Source organism: Halomonas rhizosphaerae, from assembly GCF_030010555.1.
Lineage (GTDB): Bacteria > Pseudomonadota > Gammaproteobacteria > Pseudomonadales > Halomonadaceae > Halomonas > Halomonas rhizosphaerae.
In genome coordinates this window covers 56,681-74,945 of record NZ_JASCQP010000030.1, presented here as the reverse complement: position 1 = coordinate 74,945, position 18,265 = coordinate 56,681, and the positions used below count along the sequence as shown (strand labels likewise).

The window sequence follows — 18,265 nt, the reverse complement described above, 5'->3', positions numbered from 1 at the left end:
CCTGTCGGCTCAGAACAGCCCCAGCTGGCGGTCGATCAGGCTTTCGAAGTCGTCGCCGACGAAGGGCAGGATGGCGTCGGCCACCGGCTGCAGCTGGCGGGTCAGGTAGTGGTCGGTATCGATGGGGGACGAGTGGGCTTCCAGGGGTTCGGGGCCGGCCACTGTCATCACGTAGCGGATCCAGCCGCCGTTCTGGTACTGGCGCGCCCGGCCCAGGCGGTCGTTCTCCGCGTCGGCCAGCCTGGCAGCGCGCACGTGGGGCGGCACGTTGCGCTGATAGTCACCCAGACGACGGCGCAGCCGCTTGCGATAGACCAGCCGCTCATCGAGTTCCCCTGACCGGGCACGCTTCATGAAGGCCTGCACGAAGTCGCGCACGTAGTCACGCCAGGGCTCACCGGTGAAGATGCGCCGGTAGAGCGCCTGCTGGAATTCCTTGGCGAGCTCCGTCCAGTCGCTGCGCACTGTCTCCAGCCCCTTGAAGACCATCCGCTCCTCGCCGTCGGCATCACGAACCAGCCCGGCATAGCGCTTCTTGCTGCCCGCCTCGGTGCCTCGGATGGTGGGCATCAGGAAGCGCCGGTAATGGGTCTCGAACTGCAGCTCCAGGGCGCTCTCGAGGCCGTACTCACGGGCCAGGTGCTCGCGCCACCAGGCGTTGACCCGGTTCACCAGCCGCCGGCCGACCTCCGTAACATCGGCCTCATCGAAGACCCCACCCAGCCAGACGAAGGTGGAGTCGGTATCGCCGTAGATCACGGTAACCCCTTCGGCCTCGATCAGCTCCCGGGTGCGCCGCATGATCTCATGGCCGCGCATGGTGATCGACGAGGCGAGCCGCGCATCGAAGAAGCGGCAGCCCTTCGAGCCGAGGACCCCGTAGAAGCTGTTCATGATGATCTTCAGCGCCTGGGAGAGCGGCGCATTGCCGGCACCCTTGGCGGCCTCGCGTCCCGCCCATACCCGGGCCACGATCGCCGGCAGGGCGTGCCGGCTGCGCGAGAAGCGCGCGCCGCGAAAGCCCGGCACCGAGGCGGCGTCCGAGGGGTCGGCGAGCCCCTCCACCAGACCCGCCGGGTCGATCAGGAAGCTGCGGATGATCGAGGGGTAGAGGCTCTTGAAGTCGAGTACCAGCACCGAGTCGTAGAGGCCGGGCCGCGAGTCCATGACGAAGCCGCCGGGGCTCTCGTCCGGCTGCCCTTCGCCGAGATTGGGGGCCACCAGCCCCAGGCGATGCAGCCGGGGCAGGTAGAGGTGGGTGAAGGCCGCCACCGAGCCGCCGCTGCGATCGGCGGGCAGGCCGGTGACGGTGGCCCGTTCGAGCAGGAATTCCAGCAGCTCGGTCGCCTCGAAGATTCGCGTGACTAGCTCGCAGTCCCTGAGGTTGTAGCGGGCCAGCGCCGGCTTGTCTTCGGCGAACATGCGCAGGATGCCCTCGAGGCGCTGGTAGGGATTGTCGATCGCCTTGCCCTCACCAAGCAGCGTCCGGGCGACGTTCTCCAGGCTGAACGAGGGGAAGTGCCAGGTGGCCGAGCGCAGCGCCTCGATGCCGTCGACGATCAGCCGACCGGGGGCGGAGGCGAAGAAGTGGTTGGGCTGGTGCCCATGGGGGCGCCACTCCATCTCGGCGCCACCCCGCCCCAACCGCAGTGGTATGCCGAGCGCGCGGGCATGCTCGTGCAGGATGCGCAGGTCGAACTGCACCAGGTTCCAGCCGATGATGGCATCGGGGTCGAACTCGGCGAACCAGGCATTGAGCCGCGTGAGCAGCTCGGCTCGGGAGTCGCAGTAATCGAGCGCGAAGTCGAGCTCGCCCGCCTCGCTCTCGTCCTCGCCAGGGTGCGGCCCCAGCATGTAGACCTGACGTGCCCCGCAGCCCTCCAGCGCAATCGAATAGAGCTCGCCCCGGGCGCTGGTCTCGATATCCAGCGACACCGTGCGCAGCCGCGGGCGATAGTCCGTCGCGGGCCGCAGGCGCGCCTCCGCCAGGCCGCCCTCTCCGTCCGGCGTGCCGGTAACCGCCACGGGCGCGGTGATGAAGCGCTCCATCAGGTAGCGCTCCGGCGGGCGAATGTCGGCCTCGTACAGCGCCAGGCCGGCCTTGTTGAGGCGCCGCTCGAGGGCAATCAGCTGGCGATGCTGACGGCAATAGAGACCCAGCACCGGGCGCCGGTGGAAGTCGCGCAGCTCGAGCTCAGACAGCGTGACGCCCGGCTCGCCGGCGAGCAGCGCCTCGGCCCGGGCGCGCTGCTGGGCCGGCAGGAAGGCCACCGAGGGCTGCACCGGCAGGCGCACCCTGAGCGGGCCGTCGTCGGTGGCCAGCCAGACACTGACCTCTGTGCCCCGCGGGGTGTCCTCCCAGTGCCGAGTCAGGATGAAGCCGTGACGTGTCATGCCGTCCCGATCTGTCATGCGATGGTCCGACAAGGGCCCTACTCGAGGCTCGCCAGCTGGCGTAGGCCCGCGGCGGCATCCGCCGTGGCAAGCCACGCCACCAGGCCAATGTTGAGGGCCGCACAGCCCCACAGGATCATGCCGAAGGGCTGCTTGCGCGTCTTGTGGCGAAAACCGCGCCGGGCCAGCAGGGCGCCCGGCCAGCCGCCGACGACGGCGACGAGGTGCAGGGTCGACTCGCGGATGCGCCGCTCGCCTCGCCGCGCCGCGGCCTTGTCGATGCCATAGAGGATCACCGCCGCCAGGCTCGCCAGCAGGTAGGCACCGATGAGCAGCGTCATGGGGCGTTCACCTCGATGATCAGGTCGGGGGCGAAGAGCGGCGGGACGAACTCGTCGGGGTAGCCGCCGGGGTTGGCGATGACCCGGGTGCCGCCGGACTCGAGGTCCACCGGCTCATGGACATGGCCATGGAGCCAGAGGTCCGTGCGGCCCATGAGCTGCGGCAGATGGGAGGCGAAGGCCGGCGACAGCGCATCGCCACGGTAGCGCCCCGGGATGCAGTCGGCCAGGGGCGCATGGTGGCTGATCACCACCCTCGGGCCGCTGAACGGCCGGGCCAGTTCGGCCTCCAGCCAGGCCAGGGCCTCGGCATGCAGGCGGCGGCTCTCCGCCGGGGTGAACACCGCCCCCTCCGGCTGCTCGATGATGCGGAAATCCGGCATCAGGTCCAGTGCCCTGGCCTCGGTGAGTGCCGGGTCGTGTTCCGGCTGACCGGCGTAGAGGGCGAAGTCGGTCCACAGCGTGGTGCCGTGAAAGCGCACGCCGTCCAGGGTCAACGTGCGGTTGTCCAGCAGGTGGATGCCGAGCCGTGCGGCCACGGCGGCCAGTTCACGGCGCAGCGCGGGCATGCCCGTGCCGTAGAACTCGTGGTTGCCGGGAACATAGAGGATGGGGGTGCCGGCAAAGCGCTCCGCTGCCCAGCCGAGCCCCTGGATGCCGGCGTGAATGTCACCGGCGAGGATCACCGCATCGGCGCTGGCCTCCGGCAGTGCCGGTGGGCTGTCGAAGTGTTCCAGGTGCAGGTCGGAGAGAAGCCTCAGGCGCATCGTCGGTTCCCTGTGCAGCGAGCCATCCGCGCCAGTGTGAGGCACGGACCGGACGAACACTAGCGCCCGCTCGGCACCCTGTGGCCGCTCCTTGTGCCCTGACGGCGACGCCGCCAGGGGTCGCGCCTCGCCGGGCCGGCCTCAGTCGTAGTGGACCGCCAGCCATATGGTCTCCTCGTCCGGGTCGGTCCAGGCGACACGATGCCGGCAGTGGGCGGGGATCGTCAGGTGGTCGCCCGGGCCCAGCGTCACCGGCTCGCCGCGCTCGAAGGCCACCATCCCCCGGCCCTTGAGCACCAGCACCCACTCGTGGCGCGGCTGGTCGTACCAGCCGGTGGCCGGCGAGGTGTGGCCGCGCGACACGATGCGCTCCACCATCACTCCGCGGCCGCGCACGACCTCCTCGAACAGCTCTTCGGGGAGGGCCTCGGGTATCGCCTCGAACAGGTTCGCCATCGACTGTCACTCCTCCATATAGCGGGTCATGCGCCGACGCATGACCGGATCATTTCTCGCCTCACTGCCCTGACCCTAGCAGCCCGGCTGCCACGAGCGCTCCTCTTTCGAGCACACATAAAAAAGGCCCCCCGAAGGGGACCAGTAGGAGCACGCCAGCTCACTCGGTGAATCGCCACTCTGGCTCGGCGATCATGGCCATTACTTTGCGAGGATCGCGCCAAGAATGTGATCTTTTCAATTAATACAAAATGTTATAGAAAACACGCGGTTCAGGGACCTGGTCCGGACCGCGCGAATGCATGCGGCACTGCACCATACGAGCGCCTTCCGGCATCGGGATGCGCCATGGCGAGGCGGTGCCGCGCCGGTTCACGCCCGGGAGATGCCTCGTTCACGCCGCTTGATGAGGGCCTTCTCGAGTTCCACCAGGACGAAGAGCACCACGCCGAAGGCCAGGATGCTAGCCCACTCCTTCCCACCCAGGGGTGCGGTGCCGAACAGGAACTGAAACGGTGGCGCATAGGTGAAGAGCGCCTGCAGGATGACCAGCACGCCCACGGCCACCAGCACCGCACGGTTGCCCAGCAGGCCGGCGCGGTTGCAGGTCGGCTCGAGGATGTAGCGGCTGTTGAAGAGGTAGGCGATCTCACCCATCACCAGGGCGTTGATGGCCACGGTACGGGCGAGTTCGATCTCCACACCCTGCTGCTCCATCCACAGGAAGTGCCCGAAGGTCCCCGCCAGCAGCAGGACCGACACGAAGACCACCCGCCAGATCAGGAAACCGGAGAGGATCGGGGTGCCGGGATCGCGTGGGCGGCGGCGCATGACGCCGGGCTCGGCGGGTTCGAAGGCCAGGGCCAGGCTCAGGGTCACCGCAGTGACCATGTTCACCCACAGCACCTGGGCCGGCAGCAGTGGCAGGGTCATCCCCAGCAGCACGGCGGCCATGATCGTCAGCGCCTCGCCGCCGCTGGTGGGCAGGATATAGAGAATGGCCTTGCGCAGGTTGTCGTAGACGGTACGGCCCTCCTCCACCGCATGGACGATGGAGGCGAAGTTGTCGTCGGCCAGCACCATGGCGGCCGCTTCACGGGCGGCCTCCGAGCCCTTGATCCCCATGGCGATCCCCACGTCGGCGCGCTTGAGGGCAGGTGCATCGTTGACGCCGTCACCGGTCATGGCCACCACCTGGCCGCCCGCCTGGAGGGCGCGCACCAGGCGCAGCTTGTGTTCCGGCGTGGCACGGGCGAAGACATCTACCTCGCGCACCAGGCTTTCCAGCTCCGCATCGGAGGCCTGCTCCAGGGCGTGCCCCGGGATCACCCCGCCCGCGGTGGCAATGCCGAGCTCGTCGGCGATGGCCCGGGCAGTGACCGCATGGTCGCCGGTGATCATCTTCACCACGATGCCAGCCTGCTGGCACTGCTGCACTGCGGCAATCGCCTCTTCACGGGGCGGGTCGATGAGACCGCACACCGCCACCAGGGTCAGGCCGCCCTCCTCGACGTCGGGGAAGCTCAGGGTGCGCTGATCCGCGTCCACCTGCTTGACCGCCACCGCCAGCAGCCGCTGGCCAAGGGCGGCGACCGTTTCCATGCGCCGCTCCCAGCGCGGCAGGTCGAGCGGGCGGTCGCCATCTCGGGTGCGCTCGCGGTCGCAGACGGCCAGCACCCGCTCGGGCGCCCCCTTGAGGAAGAGCAGGCCGTGACCGTCCTCGTGGTGATGGTGGAGGGTGACCATGAACTTGTAGAGGGACTCGAAGGGGATCACGTCGGCACGGGGATAGCGCCTGGCGACCTCCCGGGCATCCAGCCCCGCCTTGAGCCCGGCGACCACCAGCGCCCCTTCCGTGGGGTCGCCCTCCAGCTGCCAGCCATCGTCCCGCTGCTGGAGCTCGGCATCGTTGCACAGCAGGATGCTCCGCAGCGCCTCGGCCAGCACCGGATGATGCTCGACCTCCACCGCCTCGCCCGCGCGGCTGAAGCCACCCCGGGGCTCGTAGCCGACCCCGCTGACCTCGAACTGCTCCTCGGCGGTGAGCAGGGTCTTCACGGTCATCTCGTTGCGGGTCAGGGTGCCGGTCTTGTCGGTGCAGATGGTGGTGACCGAGCCCAGGGTCTCCACCGCCGGCAGGCGACGGATGATGGCATTGCGTACCGCCATGCGCTGCACGCCGATGGCCAGGGTGATGGTCATGATCGCCGGCAGGCCCTCGGGGATGGCCGCCACCGCCAGGCTGACGGCGGCCAGGAAGGTCTCCACAAGGTCGTAGTGGCGCCCCCAGTAGCCGAAGGCGAAGGTCATGGCGGCCAGCACCACGATGGCGCCCGACAGCCAGCGTCCGAAGACGGCGATATCGCGCAGCAGCGGCGTGATCAGGGTCTCCACCTCGCCGAGCAGCATGGAGATGCGCCCGATCTCGGTGTCCGCGCCGGTCCCCACCACCACCCCCCGTCCCTGGCCGAAGGCCACCAGGGTGCCGGAGAAGGCCATGCAGCGCCGGTCGCCCAGGTCGGCCTCCGCGTCCACGGCCGCGGGCTGCTTGTCCACGGGCACGGATTCGCCGGTGAGCATTGCCTCGTCGATGCGCAGGTTGTGGCTTTGCAGCAGACGCAGGTCGGCGGGCACCCGGTCCCCGGCCTGGAGGAACACCAGGTCGCCGGGCACCAGCTCCTCGGCGGGAACCGTGTGCCGCTGCCCGTCGCGCAGCACCTGGGCTCGGGGCGAGAGCATGCCGCGGATCGCCTCCAGGGCCTGCTCCGCCTTGCCCTCCTGGAGGAAGCCGACGATAGCATTGATCAGCACCACCCCCAGGATCACCCCGGTGTCGACCCAGTGCTGCAGCAGGGCCGTGCCCAGCGCGGCGGCCAGCAGCACATAGATCAGCACGTTGTGGAACTGCCGCAGGAAGCGACGCAGCGGGCCGCTGCGTGGCGGCGCCGGCAGGCGGTTGTGGCCATGGCGCGCCAGCCGCTCCAACACCTGCTCGGCGGTCAGGCCCTGTTCCGAGGCCGCAAGCCCGGCGAGGACCGCGGCGGGCGCCTGGCTGTGCCAGGCGGGCTCGCGGCGAGGTTCCCCGCTCATGCCGAGGGCTCCAGGCGCGTGTCGTTGCGCTTTTCCGATGGCGTCTCCCACCACTCCTTCCGCATGGCACTCCCCTGTCGAGGCTTCACCCTCCCCGGCCCTGTCGCCGCCGGTCCCGTTCCCCTTCGCTTCTCGCACATTCCTGCCTCGCCGAACAGGCCGAGTTGCTGAAAAACCCGTTCATCACGCATGCTGCATCTCCAGTCCAATTCGCCAGGAGACCCTCCATGACCCAGCCTCGCCTCGGCTTCATCGGTATCGGCCTGATGGGCCATCCCATGACGCGTCGACTGCTGGCCGCGGGATTCGACGTGACCGTGTGGAACCGCACCCCCGCCAAGGCCGCCCCCCTGGGCGAGGCCGGCGCCCGGGTAGCTGGCTCCATCGCCGAGCTGATGGAGGCAGTGGACGTGGTACTGCTCTGCCTGGCCAATACCGCCGTGGTGGAGGAGGTGGTGTTCGGCGAGGGAGGCGTGGCCCAGCACGGCCGTGCCGGCCAGCGGCTGGTCGACCTCTCCAGCAGTGACCCTGCCGCGACGCGTGACTTCGCCGACTGGCTCGAGAGCGAATGCGGCATGTGCTGGGTGGATGCGCCGGTCTCCGGTGGCGTCGCCGGCGCCGAGGCGGGCAGCCTGGCCATCATGTGCGGCGGCGACGCCGAGGATATCGCGGCGCTCCGGCCGTTGCTGGCGCCCCTCTCCGCCCGGGTGACCCATATGGGCCCGGTGGGCAGCGGCCAGGTGACCAAGGTCTGCAACCAGATGGTGGTCGGCTGCCAGGCGGCGGTACTGGCCGAGATGGTGGCCCTGGCCGAGGCGAGCGGCGTCGATGCCACCCGGCTCGTCGAGGCGCTCTCCGGCGGCTTCGCCGACTCGACCCCCTTCCGGATCCTCACCCCGCGCATGGCGGCGAGCGACTTCGCCGACCCGCCCTGGCACCTGCGTACCCTGCTCAAGGACCTGGACATGGCGGTGGCCCAGAGCCAGCGCAGCCACAGCGCCACGCCCATGAGCGGCCTGGCCGCCCAGCTGATGCGCGCCCATGCCAGCCGCGGCCACGCCGAGTACGACCCGGCGATCCTGGTGGAGGCCTTTCGCCCCGTCGGCGAGGGGGATAAGGCATGAGCGAGCCAAGGGTGGTCTACCTCACCGGCGGCGCCCAGGGGATCGGCCTGGGCATCGCCGAGCACCTGCTGGCCCGTGGCGACTGCGTGGCGCTGACCGACATCGACGCCGAGGCGCTGGCCGAGTGCCGCGAGCGCCTGGGTCATGCCGAACGCCTGCTGGCCATCGTCTCGGACGTGCGCGACGAGGCTCGGGTCGCGGAGAGCCTCGAGGCGACGGTGGCACGCTTCGGCCGGCTCGACGGGGTCATCCATAACGCCGGCCTGGCCGACCCCTTCCAGGGCCCGGTGGAGTCGCTGCCGCTCGCCACCTGGCAGGCCTACCTGGACACCAACCTCACCGGCGCGATGCTCTGCGCCAAGCATGCCGCGCCCCACCTGCGCGAGAGCCGCGGCGCCATGGTGCTGATGGCCTCCACCCGGGCGCTGCAGTCGGAGCCCGATACCGAGGCCTATGCCGCCAGCAAGGGCGGCGTGGTCGCGCTTACCCATGCGCTGGCCGTGAGCCTGGGTCCCGAGATTCGCGTCAACGCCATCAGCCCGGGGTGGATCGAGGTCGGCGACTGGCAGAAGGCGTCGAATCGCACGCCGGTGGAGCACCGCGAGGTCGATCGCGACCAGCACCCGGTCGGACGCGTCGGCCGCCCCGAGGACATCGCCACCATGGCGGCCTTCCTGCTCTCCGACGAGGCGGGCTTTATCACCGGCCAGAACCTGGTGGTGGACGGCGGCATGACGCGCCGGATGATCTACGCCGACTGAGATGGCGGCAGGATTTGTCGCCTCCCGCCCCCTTCCGTACACTCGTTCGACTTTTTCTCCCATCTGCGACCAGCCGAGGCATGACCCATGGCGTTTGATTCCACTTCCACCTACGTGGCCACCGAGGCCCTCAAGCAGGCGGTCAACGCCGCCGTGACCCTGGAGCGCCCGCTGCTGATCAAGGGCGAGCCGGGCACCGGCAAGACCCTGCTCGCCGAGGAACTGGCGGCCTCGTTGGGCACGCGACTGCATACCTGGCACATCAAGTCCTCCACCAAGGCGGCCCAGGGGCTCTACGAGTACGATGCGGTGAGCCGCCTGCGCGACTCCCAGTTGGGGGTCGAAGGGGTGGAGAACGTCGCCAACTACATCAGGCCCGGCAAGCTGTGGGAAGCCTTCACCGCGGACGAGCGGGTGGTGCTGCTGATCGACGAGATCGACAAGGCGGACATCGAATTCCCCAACGACCTGCTCCAGGAGCTGGATCGCATGGAGTTCCATGTCTACGAGACCGGCGAGACCATCCGCGCCAGGCACCGCCCGATCATCGTCATCACCTCCAACAACGAGAAGGAGCTCCCCGACGCCTTCCTGCGCCGCTGCTTCTTCCACTACATCGAGTTCCCCGACCGCGAGACCATGCAGGCGATCGTCGACGTGCACTTCCCCGAGATCGCCCCGAAGCTGGTCGGCGAGGCGCTGGAGGTGTTCTTCGACCTGCGCCAAGCCCCGGGCCTCAAGAAGAAGCCCTCCACCTCGGAGCTGGTGGACTGGCTGAAGCTCTTGATGGCCGACGACCTGGCACGGGAGGCGCTCTACCAGCGCGATCCGGCCAAGGCGATCCCGCCGTTGGCGGGGGCCCTGGTGAAAAATGAACAAGATACACAGTTACTGGAACGGCTGGCGTTCATGATGCGCCGCCAGGGCAACCCGAGGCGCTGACCCATGTTTATCGGCCTGTTCGAGACCCTCAAGCGCGCCGGGGTGCCGGTGTCGCTGCGCGAGCTGCTCGACCTCCATGCGGTGGTGGAACGCGGTGTGGTGTTCGCCGACATGGAGGCCTTCTACCGGATCTCCCGCACCGTGATGGTCAAGGACGAGCGCCACTTCGACCGCTTCGATCGCGCCTTCGCCGCCTGGTTCGAGGGGCTGGAGAGCCTGGACGCGGCCATCGAGGCGCTGATCCCCGACGACTGGCTGCGCCGCGAGTTCGAGAAGCAGCTTTCCGACGAGGAGAAGGCACGGATCAAGTCCCTGGGCGGGCTCGAGAAACTGATCGAGACCTTCAAGCAGCGCCTGGAGGAGCAGAAGGAGCGCCACGCCGGCGGCAACAAGTGGATTGGCACCGGCGGCACCAGCCCCTTTGGCGCCTACGGCTACAACCCCGAGGGCATTCGCATCGGTCAGGAGGGCTCACGCCATCGCCGTGCGGTGAAGGTGTGGGACGAACGCCGCTTCCGCGACTACGACGACTCCCTGGAACTGGGCACCCGCAATATCAAGATGGCGCTGCGCCGGCTGCGCAAGTTCGCACGCCAGGGCGCGGCGGAGGAGTTCGACGTGGACGCCACCATCCGCGAGACCGCCCGGGATGCCGGCCTGCTCAACGTGCAGATGCGCCCGGAGCGCCACAACGCGGTGAAGGTGCTGCTGCTGCTCGACGTGGGCGGCTCCATGGATGACCACATTCGCACCTGCGAGGAGCTCTTCTCGGCGGCCCGGGCCGAATTCAAGCACCTGGAGACCTACTACTTCCACAACTGCGTCTACGAGGGGCTTTGGCGCAGCAATGCTCACGACCAGGCCCGCCGCCACACCGAGCGCATCCCGACGCTGGATGTGCTGCATACCTATAGCGACGACTACCAGGTGGTGATCGTCGGCGACGCCGCCATGTCGCCGTACGAGATCACCCATCCCGGCGGCAGCGTGGAGCACTTCAACGACGAGGCCGGGGCCGTGTGGCTCAGGCGACTGGTGGAGAAGTTCCCGCGCCTGGCGTGGCTCAACCCCATGCCGCCGCGCGCCTGGGAGTTCACCCACTCCACCCAACTGATCCGTGAGCTGATCAATGATCGCATGTACCCCATGACCCTCGAGGGACTCGAGGGCGCCATGCGGGAGCTGGCCCGGTAGCAATAGATAGCCCTTATGGGCTATTCATCAGAAATATAGCCCTTTAAGGCTATCGAGATGACAAATAGCCCTGAAGGGCTATACTCGAGGCACGCTCCCGGAGAAGGATGGAACCCCATGCCAAAGCGCATCGCGGTGCTGACCGGCGACGTGATCGACTCGCGCAAGGTCGAGGACCGGCCTCGCCTCTACCGGCTGCTGGACGAGAGCCTGGCCGAGCTGGCCTCCCGGCATGGCGGCCACGGCGAACGCTTCCGGGGCGACGGCTTCCAGCTCGCCCTGCCCCGGGCGGCGCCGGCCATGGAGGCGGCGATAGCCCTGCGGGCAGCGCTGATCGAGCACTCCGAGCCCGACCAGCGCTGGGATGCCCGTATCGCCGTAGCGGTCGGGCCGGCGGAGCGTGGCGTCGCGGCGGCTGACGGTGCCACCTTCGTCGCCTCGGGTCGCGCCCTGGATGCCCTGGCCGATACCACCGCCCACCTGTCGCTGACTCGGCTCGAGGCACCCGAGGACCCCGGCCTCGCCCTGCTGGTGCGCTTCATCGACGACCTGCTCGACGGCTGGTCGCCCTACTCCGCCGAGGTCGTCGGCCTGAGCCTGCGCCATGACGCCTCCCAGCAGGCCCTGGCCGAGCGCCTCGGCATCCGCCAGCCCAGCGTGCACAAGCGCCTGCGTGCCGCCCGCTGGGCCCTGCTCTCCGACACCCTCGACTACCTGCGACAGCGCCTCGCCGACGAGGAGGGCGCGCCATGAGCGCCAATGCCCTGTCGCTGCTCATGGGCCTGGTACTCGCCCACCTGGTCGGCGACTTCCTGCTGCAGCCGCGGACGTGGGTGGAGGAGCGCTATCGGCTGCGCCACCGCTCTCCGCGCCTGTTCCAGCATGCCGGCCTGCACGGCCTGCTCGCCGGGGGGGTGCTGCTGGTGGCGAGTGCGGCCATGCCCCGGGGCCTGGCCGCGGTGCTGCTCGGTGCCCTGGCGGTGGCCACCAGCCACTGGCTGATCGACCTGGGCAAGGCCCGGCTGCCGGCCGGTGAACTGCGCTGGTTCCTGCTCGACCAGGCCGCTCACCTGCTGGTGCTGCTGGGGCTCTGGCTGGCCTGGCTCGGCAGCCTGGCCCCGCTGCGGGAGTTCGTCGTCTGGCTCGCCTCACCGACGGTGCTGGGGATGGCGGCCGCCTACCTGCTGGTGACGCGCCCGCTGTCGATCGCCATCGCCCTGGTCATGCAGCGCTGGAGCGAGCAGCTCGAGGAGACCGGCACCCTGGCCAGCGCCGGGGCGCGCATCGGCGTACTGGAACGGCTGCTGGTGCTGACCCTGGTGCTGCTGGACCAACTCACCGCGGTCGGCTTCCTGCTCGCCGCCAAGTCGGTGCTGCGCTTCGGCGACCTGCGCGACTCACGCGACCGCAAGCTCACGGAGTACGTGCTGCTCGGCACCCTGCTCAGCGTCTCCACCACCCTGGTGCTGGGCATGCTGGTACGCCTGCTGCTGCTCGAGGGCTGAACGGGCCGACGATCCCCGGCCCCCGCATCGGTGAGACACAAGCTTTTGCCGCCCCGGACAGCGGGCCGTACAATGCTCGGTCATTGCCGCCGACCTGCGCGGCCCCGCTTCCGTCACCCGCACGAACACGCTCGAGGAACCGCCGGACCCATGCGCGCTAGCCAACTGTTGATCGCCACCCTGAAGGAAACCCCCGCCGACGCCGAGATCATCAGCCATCAGCTGATGCTGCGTTCGGGGATGATCCGCCGCCTCACCTCCGGCCTCTACACCTGGCTGCCACTGGGCCTCAAGACCCTGCGCAAGGTCGAGCGCATCGTTCGCGAGGAGATGGATCGCGCCGGGGCCCAGGAGGTGTTGATGCCGGCGGTGCAGCCCGCCGAGCTGTGGCAGGAGTCGGGCCGCTGGGAGCAGTATGGCCCGGAGCTCTTGCGCCTCAAGGACCGTCACGACCGCGACTACTGCGTCGGCCCCACCCACGAGGAGGTGATCACCGACCTGGTGCGCAAGGAGATCGCCAGCTACAAGCAGCTGCCGGCCAACTTCTACCAGATCCAGACCAAGTTCCGCGACGAGATCCGGCCGCGCTTCGGGGTGATGCGCTCCCGCGAGTTCATCATGAAGGACGCCTACTCCTTCCACGTGGACGAGGCCTCGCTGATGGAGACCTACCAGGTGATGTATGACGCCTATGTGCGCATCTTCACCCGCCTGGGCCTGGACTTCCGTCCGGTGATCGCCGACAACGGCGCCATCGGCGGCACCGGCTCGCACGAGTTCCACGTACTGGCCGACTCCGGCGAGGACGACATCGTCTTCTCCACCGAGTCCGACTACGCCGCCAACATGGAGAAGGCCGATGCCCTGCCCGCGCCACTGGGCAGCGACGTCCGGCGCCCGGCCCCCGGCGAGGAGCTGCGCCTGGTCGACACCCCGAATGCCCGGACCATCGCCGCCCTGGTGGAACAGCACGGCCTGCCCATCGAGAAGACCCTCAAGACCCTGATGGTTCACGCCGCCGAGGGCGGCCTGGTGGCCCTGCTGGTACGCGGCGACCACGAACTGAACGAGGTGAAGGCCGAGAACCTCCCCGAGGTGGCCGCCCCGTTGACCATGGCCAGCGAGGAGGAGATCCGCGCCGCGGTGGGCGCCGGCCCCGGCTCGCTGGGCCCGGTGAACCTGGAGATGCCGATCATCATCGACCGCTCGGTCGCCCTGATGAGCGACTTCGGCGCCGGGGCCAACGTCGATGGCAAGCACTACTTCGGGATCAACTGGGAGCGCGACGTGCCGCTGCCCCCTGTCTACGACATCCGCAACGTGGTCGAGGGCGATCCCTCGCCGGACGGCAAGGGCACGCTTTCCATCAAGCGCGGCATCGAGGTGGGCCACGTCTTCCAGCTGGGACGCAAGTACAGCGAGGCGATGAACGCCACCGTGCTCGGCGACGAAGGTCGTGCCGTGCATCCCTGGATGGGCTGCTATGGTATCGGTGTGACCCGCGTGGTGGCCGCCGCCATCGAGCAGAACCACGACGACGCCGGCATCATCTGGCCCGATGCCATCGCCCCCTTCCAGATCGCGATGGTGCCGATGAACGCCCACAAGTCGCAGCGGGTGCGCGAGGAGTCCGAGCGGCTGTATCAGGCCCTCACCGCCGCCGGCTTCGAGGTGCTGCTGGACGACCGCGACCTGCGCCCCGGCGTGCGGTTCGCCGACCACGAGCTGATGGGCATCCCCCACCGCCTGGTGGTCGGTGATCGCGGCCTGGACAAGGGAGAACTGGAGTACAAGGGACGCCGTGACAGTGACGCTACCATGGTACCGGCCGAGCAGATCCTCGACTTCCTGGGCGAGAAGGTCGCTCGCTGAGGGCGGCCGGGCCGCCGCCCTGGCGGTGGCCTGCTGCCTCTTCACCACCGCCGCGCTGGCCCAGGGCGACGGGGACTTCATCGCCGCCCTGCCCGCTTCGCTCGCGCCCGAGACGCCCGCGCCCTTCGTGCGGGCCCTGCCGGAGGCCCCTGCCAGCCTGCGCGGCACCCTCGACAGCATCCGCGGAGCACCCGTGGCGCCCGCCGTGATATGGGCTGCGCGCCAGTGGCTCAATGACATGGAGCCGCGCCTTGCCCGCTACCTGCCGGAGCCAGCCAGGCGCCGCGAACTGCTGGGCCGCATCCACCATGAGGCGCGGCTGGCCGGCCTGGCGCCGGAGCTGGTGCTGGCGGTGATCCAGGTGGAGAGCGCCTTCAGGGCCGAGGCCGTCTCCTCGGCTGGCGCCGTGGGCCTGATGCAGATCATGCCGTTCTGGATCCGCGAGCTGGGCCTGCCGGCCGATGACCTCAAGGACCCGCGTCGCAACCTGCGCTATGGCTGCACGATCCTCGCCCACTACCTGGCCGTGGAACGCGGTGACCTGACCCGGGCGCTGGCCCGCTACAACGGCAGCCTGGGCAAGACCTGGTACCCGGAGCGGGTGATGCGTGCCCTGGCCCGCCACTGGTCGCCGGCGAGTCCCGCCCCGGTGCGCACCACCGCCGAGCGCTGACTTCGGGCCGGGACGACCGGCTCCGCTCTAGCCGGCCGCTCGTGCCTCCCTCCTTGCTGAAGATCCGTGCCGCGTTTCCCGGCAAAGTGCGATGAACCGAAAAAAAGCCGACCCAAGCGGGTCGGCTACTGGGGGGAATGCTCCCCCCTCCCCTGACGACTCTAGAAGCGGCTGGATCAGTGCTTGTTCTTGCGATGGTGGTCGCGGACGATGAACGCGACCCAGCCCCCCATGAAAGCGACCATCATCGCGACGGTTACGAGCCCGAAGATTACGGCGTCATCCAGATACATGGTGGTGTCCTCCCGTCCCGATGTGATGGGTGAACTGTAGCCCGTCACGTGGAGAGGAAAGCTGACCTGAATCAAGTTTCTCCGCGCCCTCGCCGGGTCGCGGGAAATCCGTTGATCCAGGTCAGTTTTCACGGCAGCTTCTTGTCCTCGACCTCGCCGGGATCGGTGCCCGGGGGCAGCGGATGGCCCTTGACGAGCTCGGCACGGGTGGCGTCGCGCACTTCCAGCACCTCGACTCGGTAGCACAGGACCTGACCGGCCAGCGGATGGTTGGTGTCGATGACCACGGCGTCATCACGCACCTCGAGCACGGTGACGATCTCGGGGCCGTCGTCACCCGGGGTCTGGAAGCGCATGCCCGGCGCGACCTCCTCCACCGGGAAGGCATGGCGGCCGACCTCGCGCACCAGCGCCTCGTCGCGCAGGCCATAGGCCTCGGCCGGCATCAGGGTGACGGAGAGCTGGGCGCCGGCGTCCTGGCCCGCCAGGGCGCGCTCCAGGCCGGCCATGATGTTGCCGTGCCCATGCAGGTATTCGAGGGGCTGCCGGCGGGCACGGGAGTCATCGAGGACACTGCCGTCCCGGTCGCTGAGCACATAGTGCAGGGTCACGACCCGTTGAGGGGCGATGGTCATGGGGTCTCCTGAGGCGGGTGACTGAGTGAGGGAGGCGCGCCGCCTAATCGCGGCGGCGCAGCTGGCCGACGGGCATCTCCAGGCGCTGTTGCTTGTGCAGCATGTTGAGCAGCACGATGGCGCGCTCCTCGCCCTTGTGGCTGGCGAACACGGCCTGGAGGTCCTTGAAGGGGCCCTCGGTGATCTCCACCGCCTCGCCGGCGCGGAAGTAGACGTTCGAGGTCGCGTCCTCTTCGGCGCTGCCATGCGTGAGCAGCGTCTCGACCAGTTCATCGCTGACCGGCACCGGCATGTCCAGGCCGAAGGTGACGATCTTCAGCACGCCGCGGGTGGAGCGGATGGGTCGCCAGTTGCTGGCCAGCCGGTCGAGCCGGATGAACAGGTAGTAGGGGAACAACGGCTCGCTGACCCACTCGAGCTTGCCGCGGCGTTTCTTCTGGACCTGGAGCACGGGGTGGAAGATCTCGTAGCCCTGGTTGGTCAGGTGCTCGGCGGCGCGGAAGGACTCTCCGCCCTTGCACTGGATTACGTACCAGCGGGGCACGGCATCATCGGCCTCGGCCTGGCGAATCTCGGAATCGCTCATGTCGCTCCTGATAAGGGTTCCTGCAAGGAGCTGTCGGATTTGACGGATCTCGCAGCAGATCAGCGACAAGTACGACAGGCTCCTAGTATCACTGCCGGGGCTCTGCAACAATCCCACCGCATGCCAGCCCGGAGGATATCGCACGGCTGACATGGGCCGGACGCTGCCCGGCCCGGCTGCCGATCCGGGATTTTACCATCGATGATCGAGGCCTGCGTGGCCTCTGTCGCGCCCACTGCAAGGAGTGCTCCCCGACATGCCGTCCCCCACCGCCCGACGCAGCTGGCGCGATGCCCTGGCCATCTACCTGCGAGCGCCGGTCATCACCATGCTGTTCCTGGGCTTCTCCGCCGGCCTGCCCTTCCTGCTGGTGTTCTCGACCCTCTCGGCCTGGCTGCGCAGCACCGGGGTCGAGGTGGCGGCCATCGGCTTCTTCGCCTGGATCGGCATGCTCTACTCGATCAAGTTCTTCTGGGCCCCGGTGGTGGATCGGCTCGCCCTGCCGCTGCTGACCCGCACCTTCGGCCAGCGCCGAGGCTGGATGCTGCTGGCCCAGGCGATGATCGCCATTGGCCTGGTCGGGCTGGCCGGGGTCGACCCGGTGGGCCACCTGCCCCTGGTGGCCGCCTTCGCCCTGCTGGTGGCCTTCGGCAGCGCGACCCAGGACATCGCCATCGACGCCTTCCGCATCGAGTCCGCCCCGGACGATATCCAGGCCGCCATGGCCTCGACCTACATCATCGGCTATCGCGGCGGACTGCTGGCGGCCGGCGCGGGCGCCCTCTACGTGGCCTCGCTGGCCTCGTGGGAGGCGGCCTACCTGACCATGGCGGCGCTGGTGGGGATCGGGGTGGTCACGGTGCTGCTGCGCCCGGAACCCGAGCGACTCTCGCTGACCACCCAGCTGATCCACGAGCCGAGGGTACGGGCCTTCCTGCGGGCCTCCCGCGGCCGGGCGAAGCCGCTGCGGCGGCTCGGAGCCTGGGTGATCGGGGCGATCGTCTGCCCCTTCACCGACTTCTTCACCCGCCACCGACACAAGGCGCTGTGGCTGCTGCTGTTCGTGGCGGTGTTCCGGATCAGCGACCTGGCCATGGCCTCCATGGCCAACCCCCTCTACATCGACCTCGGCTTCACGCTGGCCACCATCGCCAATGTCACCAACGTCTTCGGCATCGCCATGAGCATTGGCGGCGGGATCCTCGGGGGGCTGCTGGTGGCCCGCTACGGCATCGGGCCGATCCTGGTCCTGGGGGCGGTGGCCGCGGCGCTGACCAACCTGCTGTTCGTGGCCCTGGCAATGGCCGGCCAGAGCCTACCGATGCTGGTGATGGCGATCATCGGCGACAACCTGGCCAACGGCCTGGCCAGCGCCGTGTTCATCGCCTTCCTCTCGAGCCTCACTTCGCGTGCCTACACGGCCACCCAGTACGCACTCTTCTCGTCGCTGATGACCCTGCCCGGCAAGTTCCTCAGCGGCTTCGGCGGCCTGGTGGTGAGTGGGGAGGGCTATGCCACCTTCTTCCTGATCTCCACGCTGCTCGGGCTGCCGGCCGTGCTGCTGGCGATCTGGATCAGCCGCGACCGCGAGCTGGTGCCGGCCCCCCGGGCCGCCTGATCGCCGTGGACCTA

At 69.0% G+C, this 18,265-nt stretch carries 17 protein-coding genes; 9 read left to right on the top strand and 8 right to left on the bottom strand.

Annotated elements, in window-relative coordinates; translation table 11 throughout:
- Positions 1–9: 9 nt before the first annotated feature.
- From QLQ83_RS14545 to QLQ83_RS14525, 5 genes are all read right to left on the bottom strand, one after another.
- Positions 10–2,412, bottom strand: a complete 2,403-nt coding sequence (locus QLQ83_RS14545; RefSeq protein WP_282736237.1) for a DNA polymerase II — start codon at positions 2,410–2,412, stop codon at positions 10–12.
- Between the two features lie 20 nt (positions 2,413–2,432).
- Entirely contained in the window at positions 2,433–2,735 is a 303-nt protein-coding gene (locus tag QLQ83_RS14540) for a DUF1294 domain-containing protein (protein ID WP_282736236.1), read from the bottom strand.
- Positions 2,732–3,502, bottom strand: a complete 771-nt coding sequence (locus QLQ83_RS14535; protein ID WP_282736235.1) for a metallophosphoesterase — start codon at positions 3,500–3,502, stop codon at positions 2,732–2,734. Before QLQ83_RS14535 ends, QLQ83_RS14540 begins: the two co-directional genes overlap by 4 nt.
- Positions 3,503–3,643: 141 nt before the next feature.
- A complete protein-coding gene (locus tag QLQ83_RS14530) occupies positions 3,644–3,958 on the bottom strand; it encodes a cupin domain-containing protein (protein ID WP_282736234.1) in 315 nt (104 codons plus the stop codon).
- Positions 3,959–4,330: 372 nt separating this feature from the next.
- A complete protein-coding gene (locus QLQ83_RS14525) occupies positions 4,331–7,048 on the bottom strand; it encodes a cation-transporting P-type ATPase (RefSeq protein ID WP_282736233.1) in 2,718 nt (905 codons plus the stop codon).
- A gap of 227 nt (positions 7,049–7,275) precedes the next feature.
- Between QLQ83_RS14525 and QLQ83_RS14520 the strand changes: the two genes are divergently transcribed.
- From QLQ83_RS14520 to QLQ83_RS14485, 8 genes are all read left to right on the top strand, one after another.
- The gene (locus tag QLQ83_RS14520) at positions 7,276–8,172 is read left to right on the top strand and encodes an NAD(P)-dependent oxidoreductase (RefSeq protein ID WP_282736232.1); all 897 of its coding nucleotides are present in this window, start codon (positions 7,276–7,278) and stop codon (positions 8,170–8,172) included.
- Entirely contained in the window at positions 8,169–8,933 is a 765-nt protein-coding gene (locus tag QLQ83_RS14515) for an SDR family oxidoreductase (protein WP_282736231.1), read from the top strand. The genes QLQ83_RS14520 and QLQ83_RS14515 overlap by 4 nt, the downstream gene beginning before the upstream one ends.
- 87 nt (positions 8,934–9,020) lie before the next feature.
- Complete coding sequence (locus QLQ83_RS14510; protein ID WP_282736230.1) at positions 9,021–9,875, top strand: AAA family ATPase; 855 nt, start codon at positions 9,021–9,023, stop codon at positions 9,873–9,875.
- Between the two features lie 3 nt (positions 9,876–9,878).
- Positions 9,879–11,069: a vWA domain-containing protein gene (locus QLQ83_RS14505; RefSeq protein ID WP_282736229.1), complete on the top strand. Its 1,191-nt coding sequence runs from the start codon at positions 9,879–9,881 to the stop codon at positions 11,067–11,069.
- A gap of 117 nt (positions 11,070–11,186) precedes the next feature.
- Positions 11,187–11,822, top strand: a complete 636-nt coding sequence (locus QLQ83_RS14500) for a hypothetical protein (protein ID WP_282736228.1) — start codon at positions 11,187–11,189, stop codon at positions 11,820–11,822.
- Complete coding sequence (locus tag QLQ83_RS14495) at positions 11,819–12,574, top strand: DUF3307 domain-containing protein (RefSeq protein ID WP_282736227.1); 756 nt, start codon at positions 11,819–11,821, stop codon at positions 12,572–12,574. The genes QLQ83_RS14500 and QLQ83_RS14495 overlap by 4 nt, the downstream gene beginning before the upstream one ends.
- Positions 12,575–12,724: 150 nt before the next feature.
- Complete coding sequence (locus QLQ83_RS14490) at positions 12,725–14,446, top strand: proline--tRNA ligase (protein ID WP_282736226.1); 1,722 nt, start codon at positions 12,725–12,727, stop codon at positions 14,444–14,446.
- Positions 14,447–14,624: 178 nt separating this feature from the next.
- Positions 14,625–15,119: a transglycosylase SLT domain-containing protein gene (locus QLQ83_RS14485; protein WP_326521415.1), complete on the top strand. Its 495-nt coding sequence runs from the start codon at positions 14,625–14,627 to the stop codon at positions 15,117–15,119.
- Positions 15,120–15,295: 176 nt separating this feature from the next.
- Here the strand turns inward: QLQ83_RS14485 and ccoM are convergent, their stop codons facing one another.
- From ccoM to rfaH, 3 genes are read right to left on the bottom strand one after another with little or no spacing between them, the layout of a single operon-like run.
- On the bottom strand, positions 15,296–15,544 hold the full coding sequence (gene ccoM, locus QLQ83_RS14480; RefSeq protein WP_282736225.1) for a cytochrome c oxidase subunit CcoM: 249 nt from the start codon (positions 15,542–15,544) through the stop codon (positions 15,296–15,298).
- Positions 15,541–16,047: an FKBP-type peptidyl-prolyl cis-trans isomerase gene (locus tag QLQ83_RS14475; protein ID WP_282736224.1), complete on the bottom strand. Its 507-nt coding sequence runs from the start codon at positions 16,045–16,047 to the stop codon at positions 15,541–15,543. The genes ccoM and QLQ83_RS14475 overlap by 4 nt, the downstream gene beginning before the upstream one ends.
- A gap of 43 nt (positions 16,048–16,090) precedes the next feature.
- Entirely contained in the window at positions 16,091–16,633 is a 543-nt protein-coding gene (gene rfaH, locus QLQ83_RS14470; protein ID WP_282736223.1) for a transcription/translation regulatory transformer protein RfaH, read from the bottom strand.
- Between the two features lie 256 nt (positions 16,634–16,889).
- Here rfaH and QLQ83_RS14465 point away from each other — a divergent pair, with 256 nt between their 5' ends.
- Positions 16,890–18,251, top strand: a complete 1,362-nt coding sequence (locus QLQ83_RS14465; RefSeq protein WP_282736222.1) for an AmpG family muropeptide MFS transporter — start codon at positions 16,890–16,892, stop codon at positions 18,249–18,251.
- Positions 18,252–18,265 lie beyond the last annotated feature (14 nt).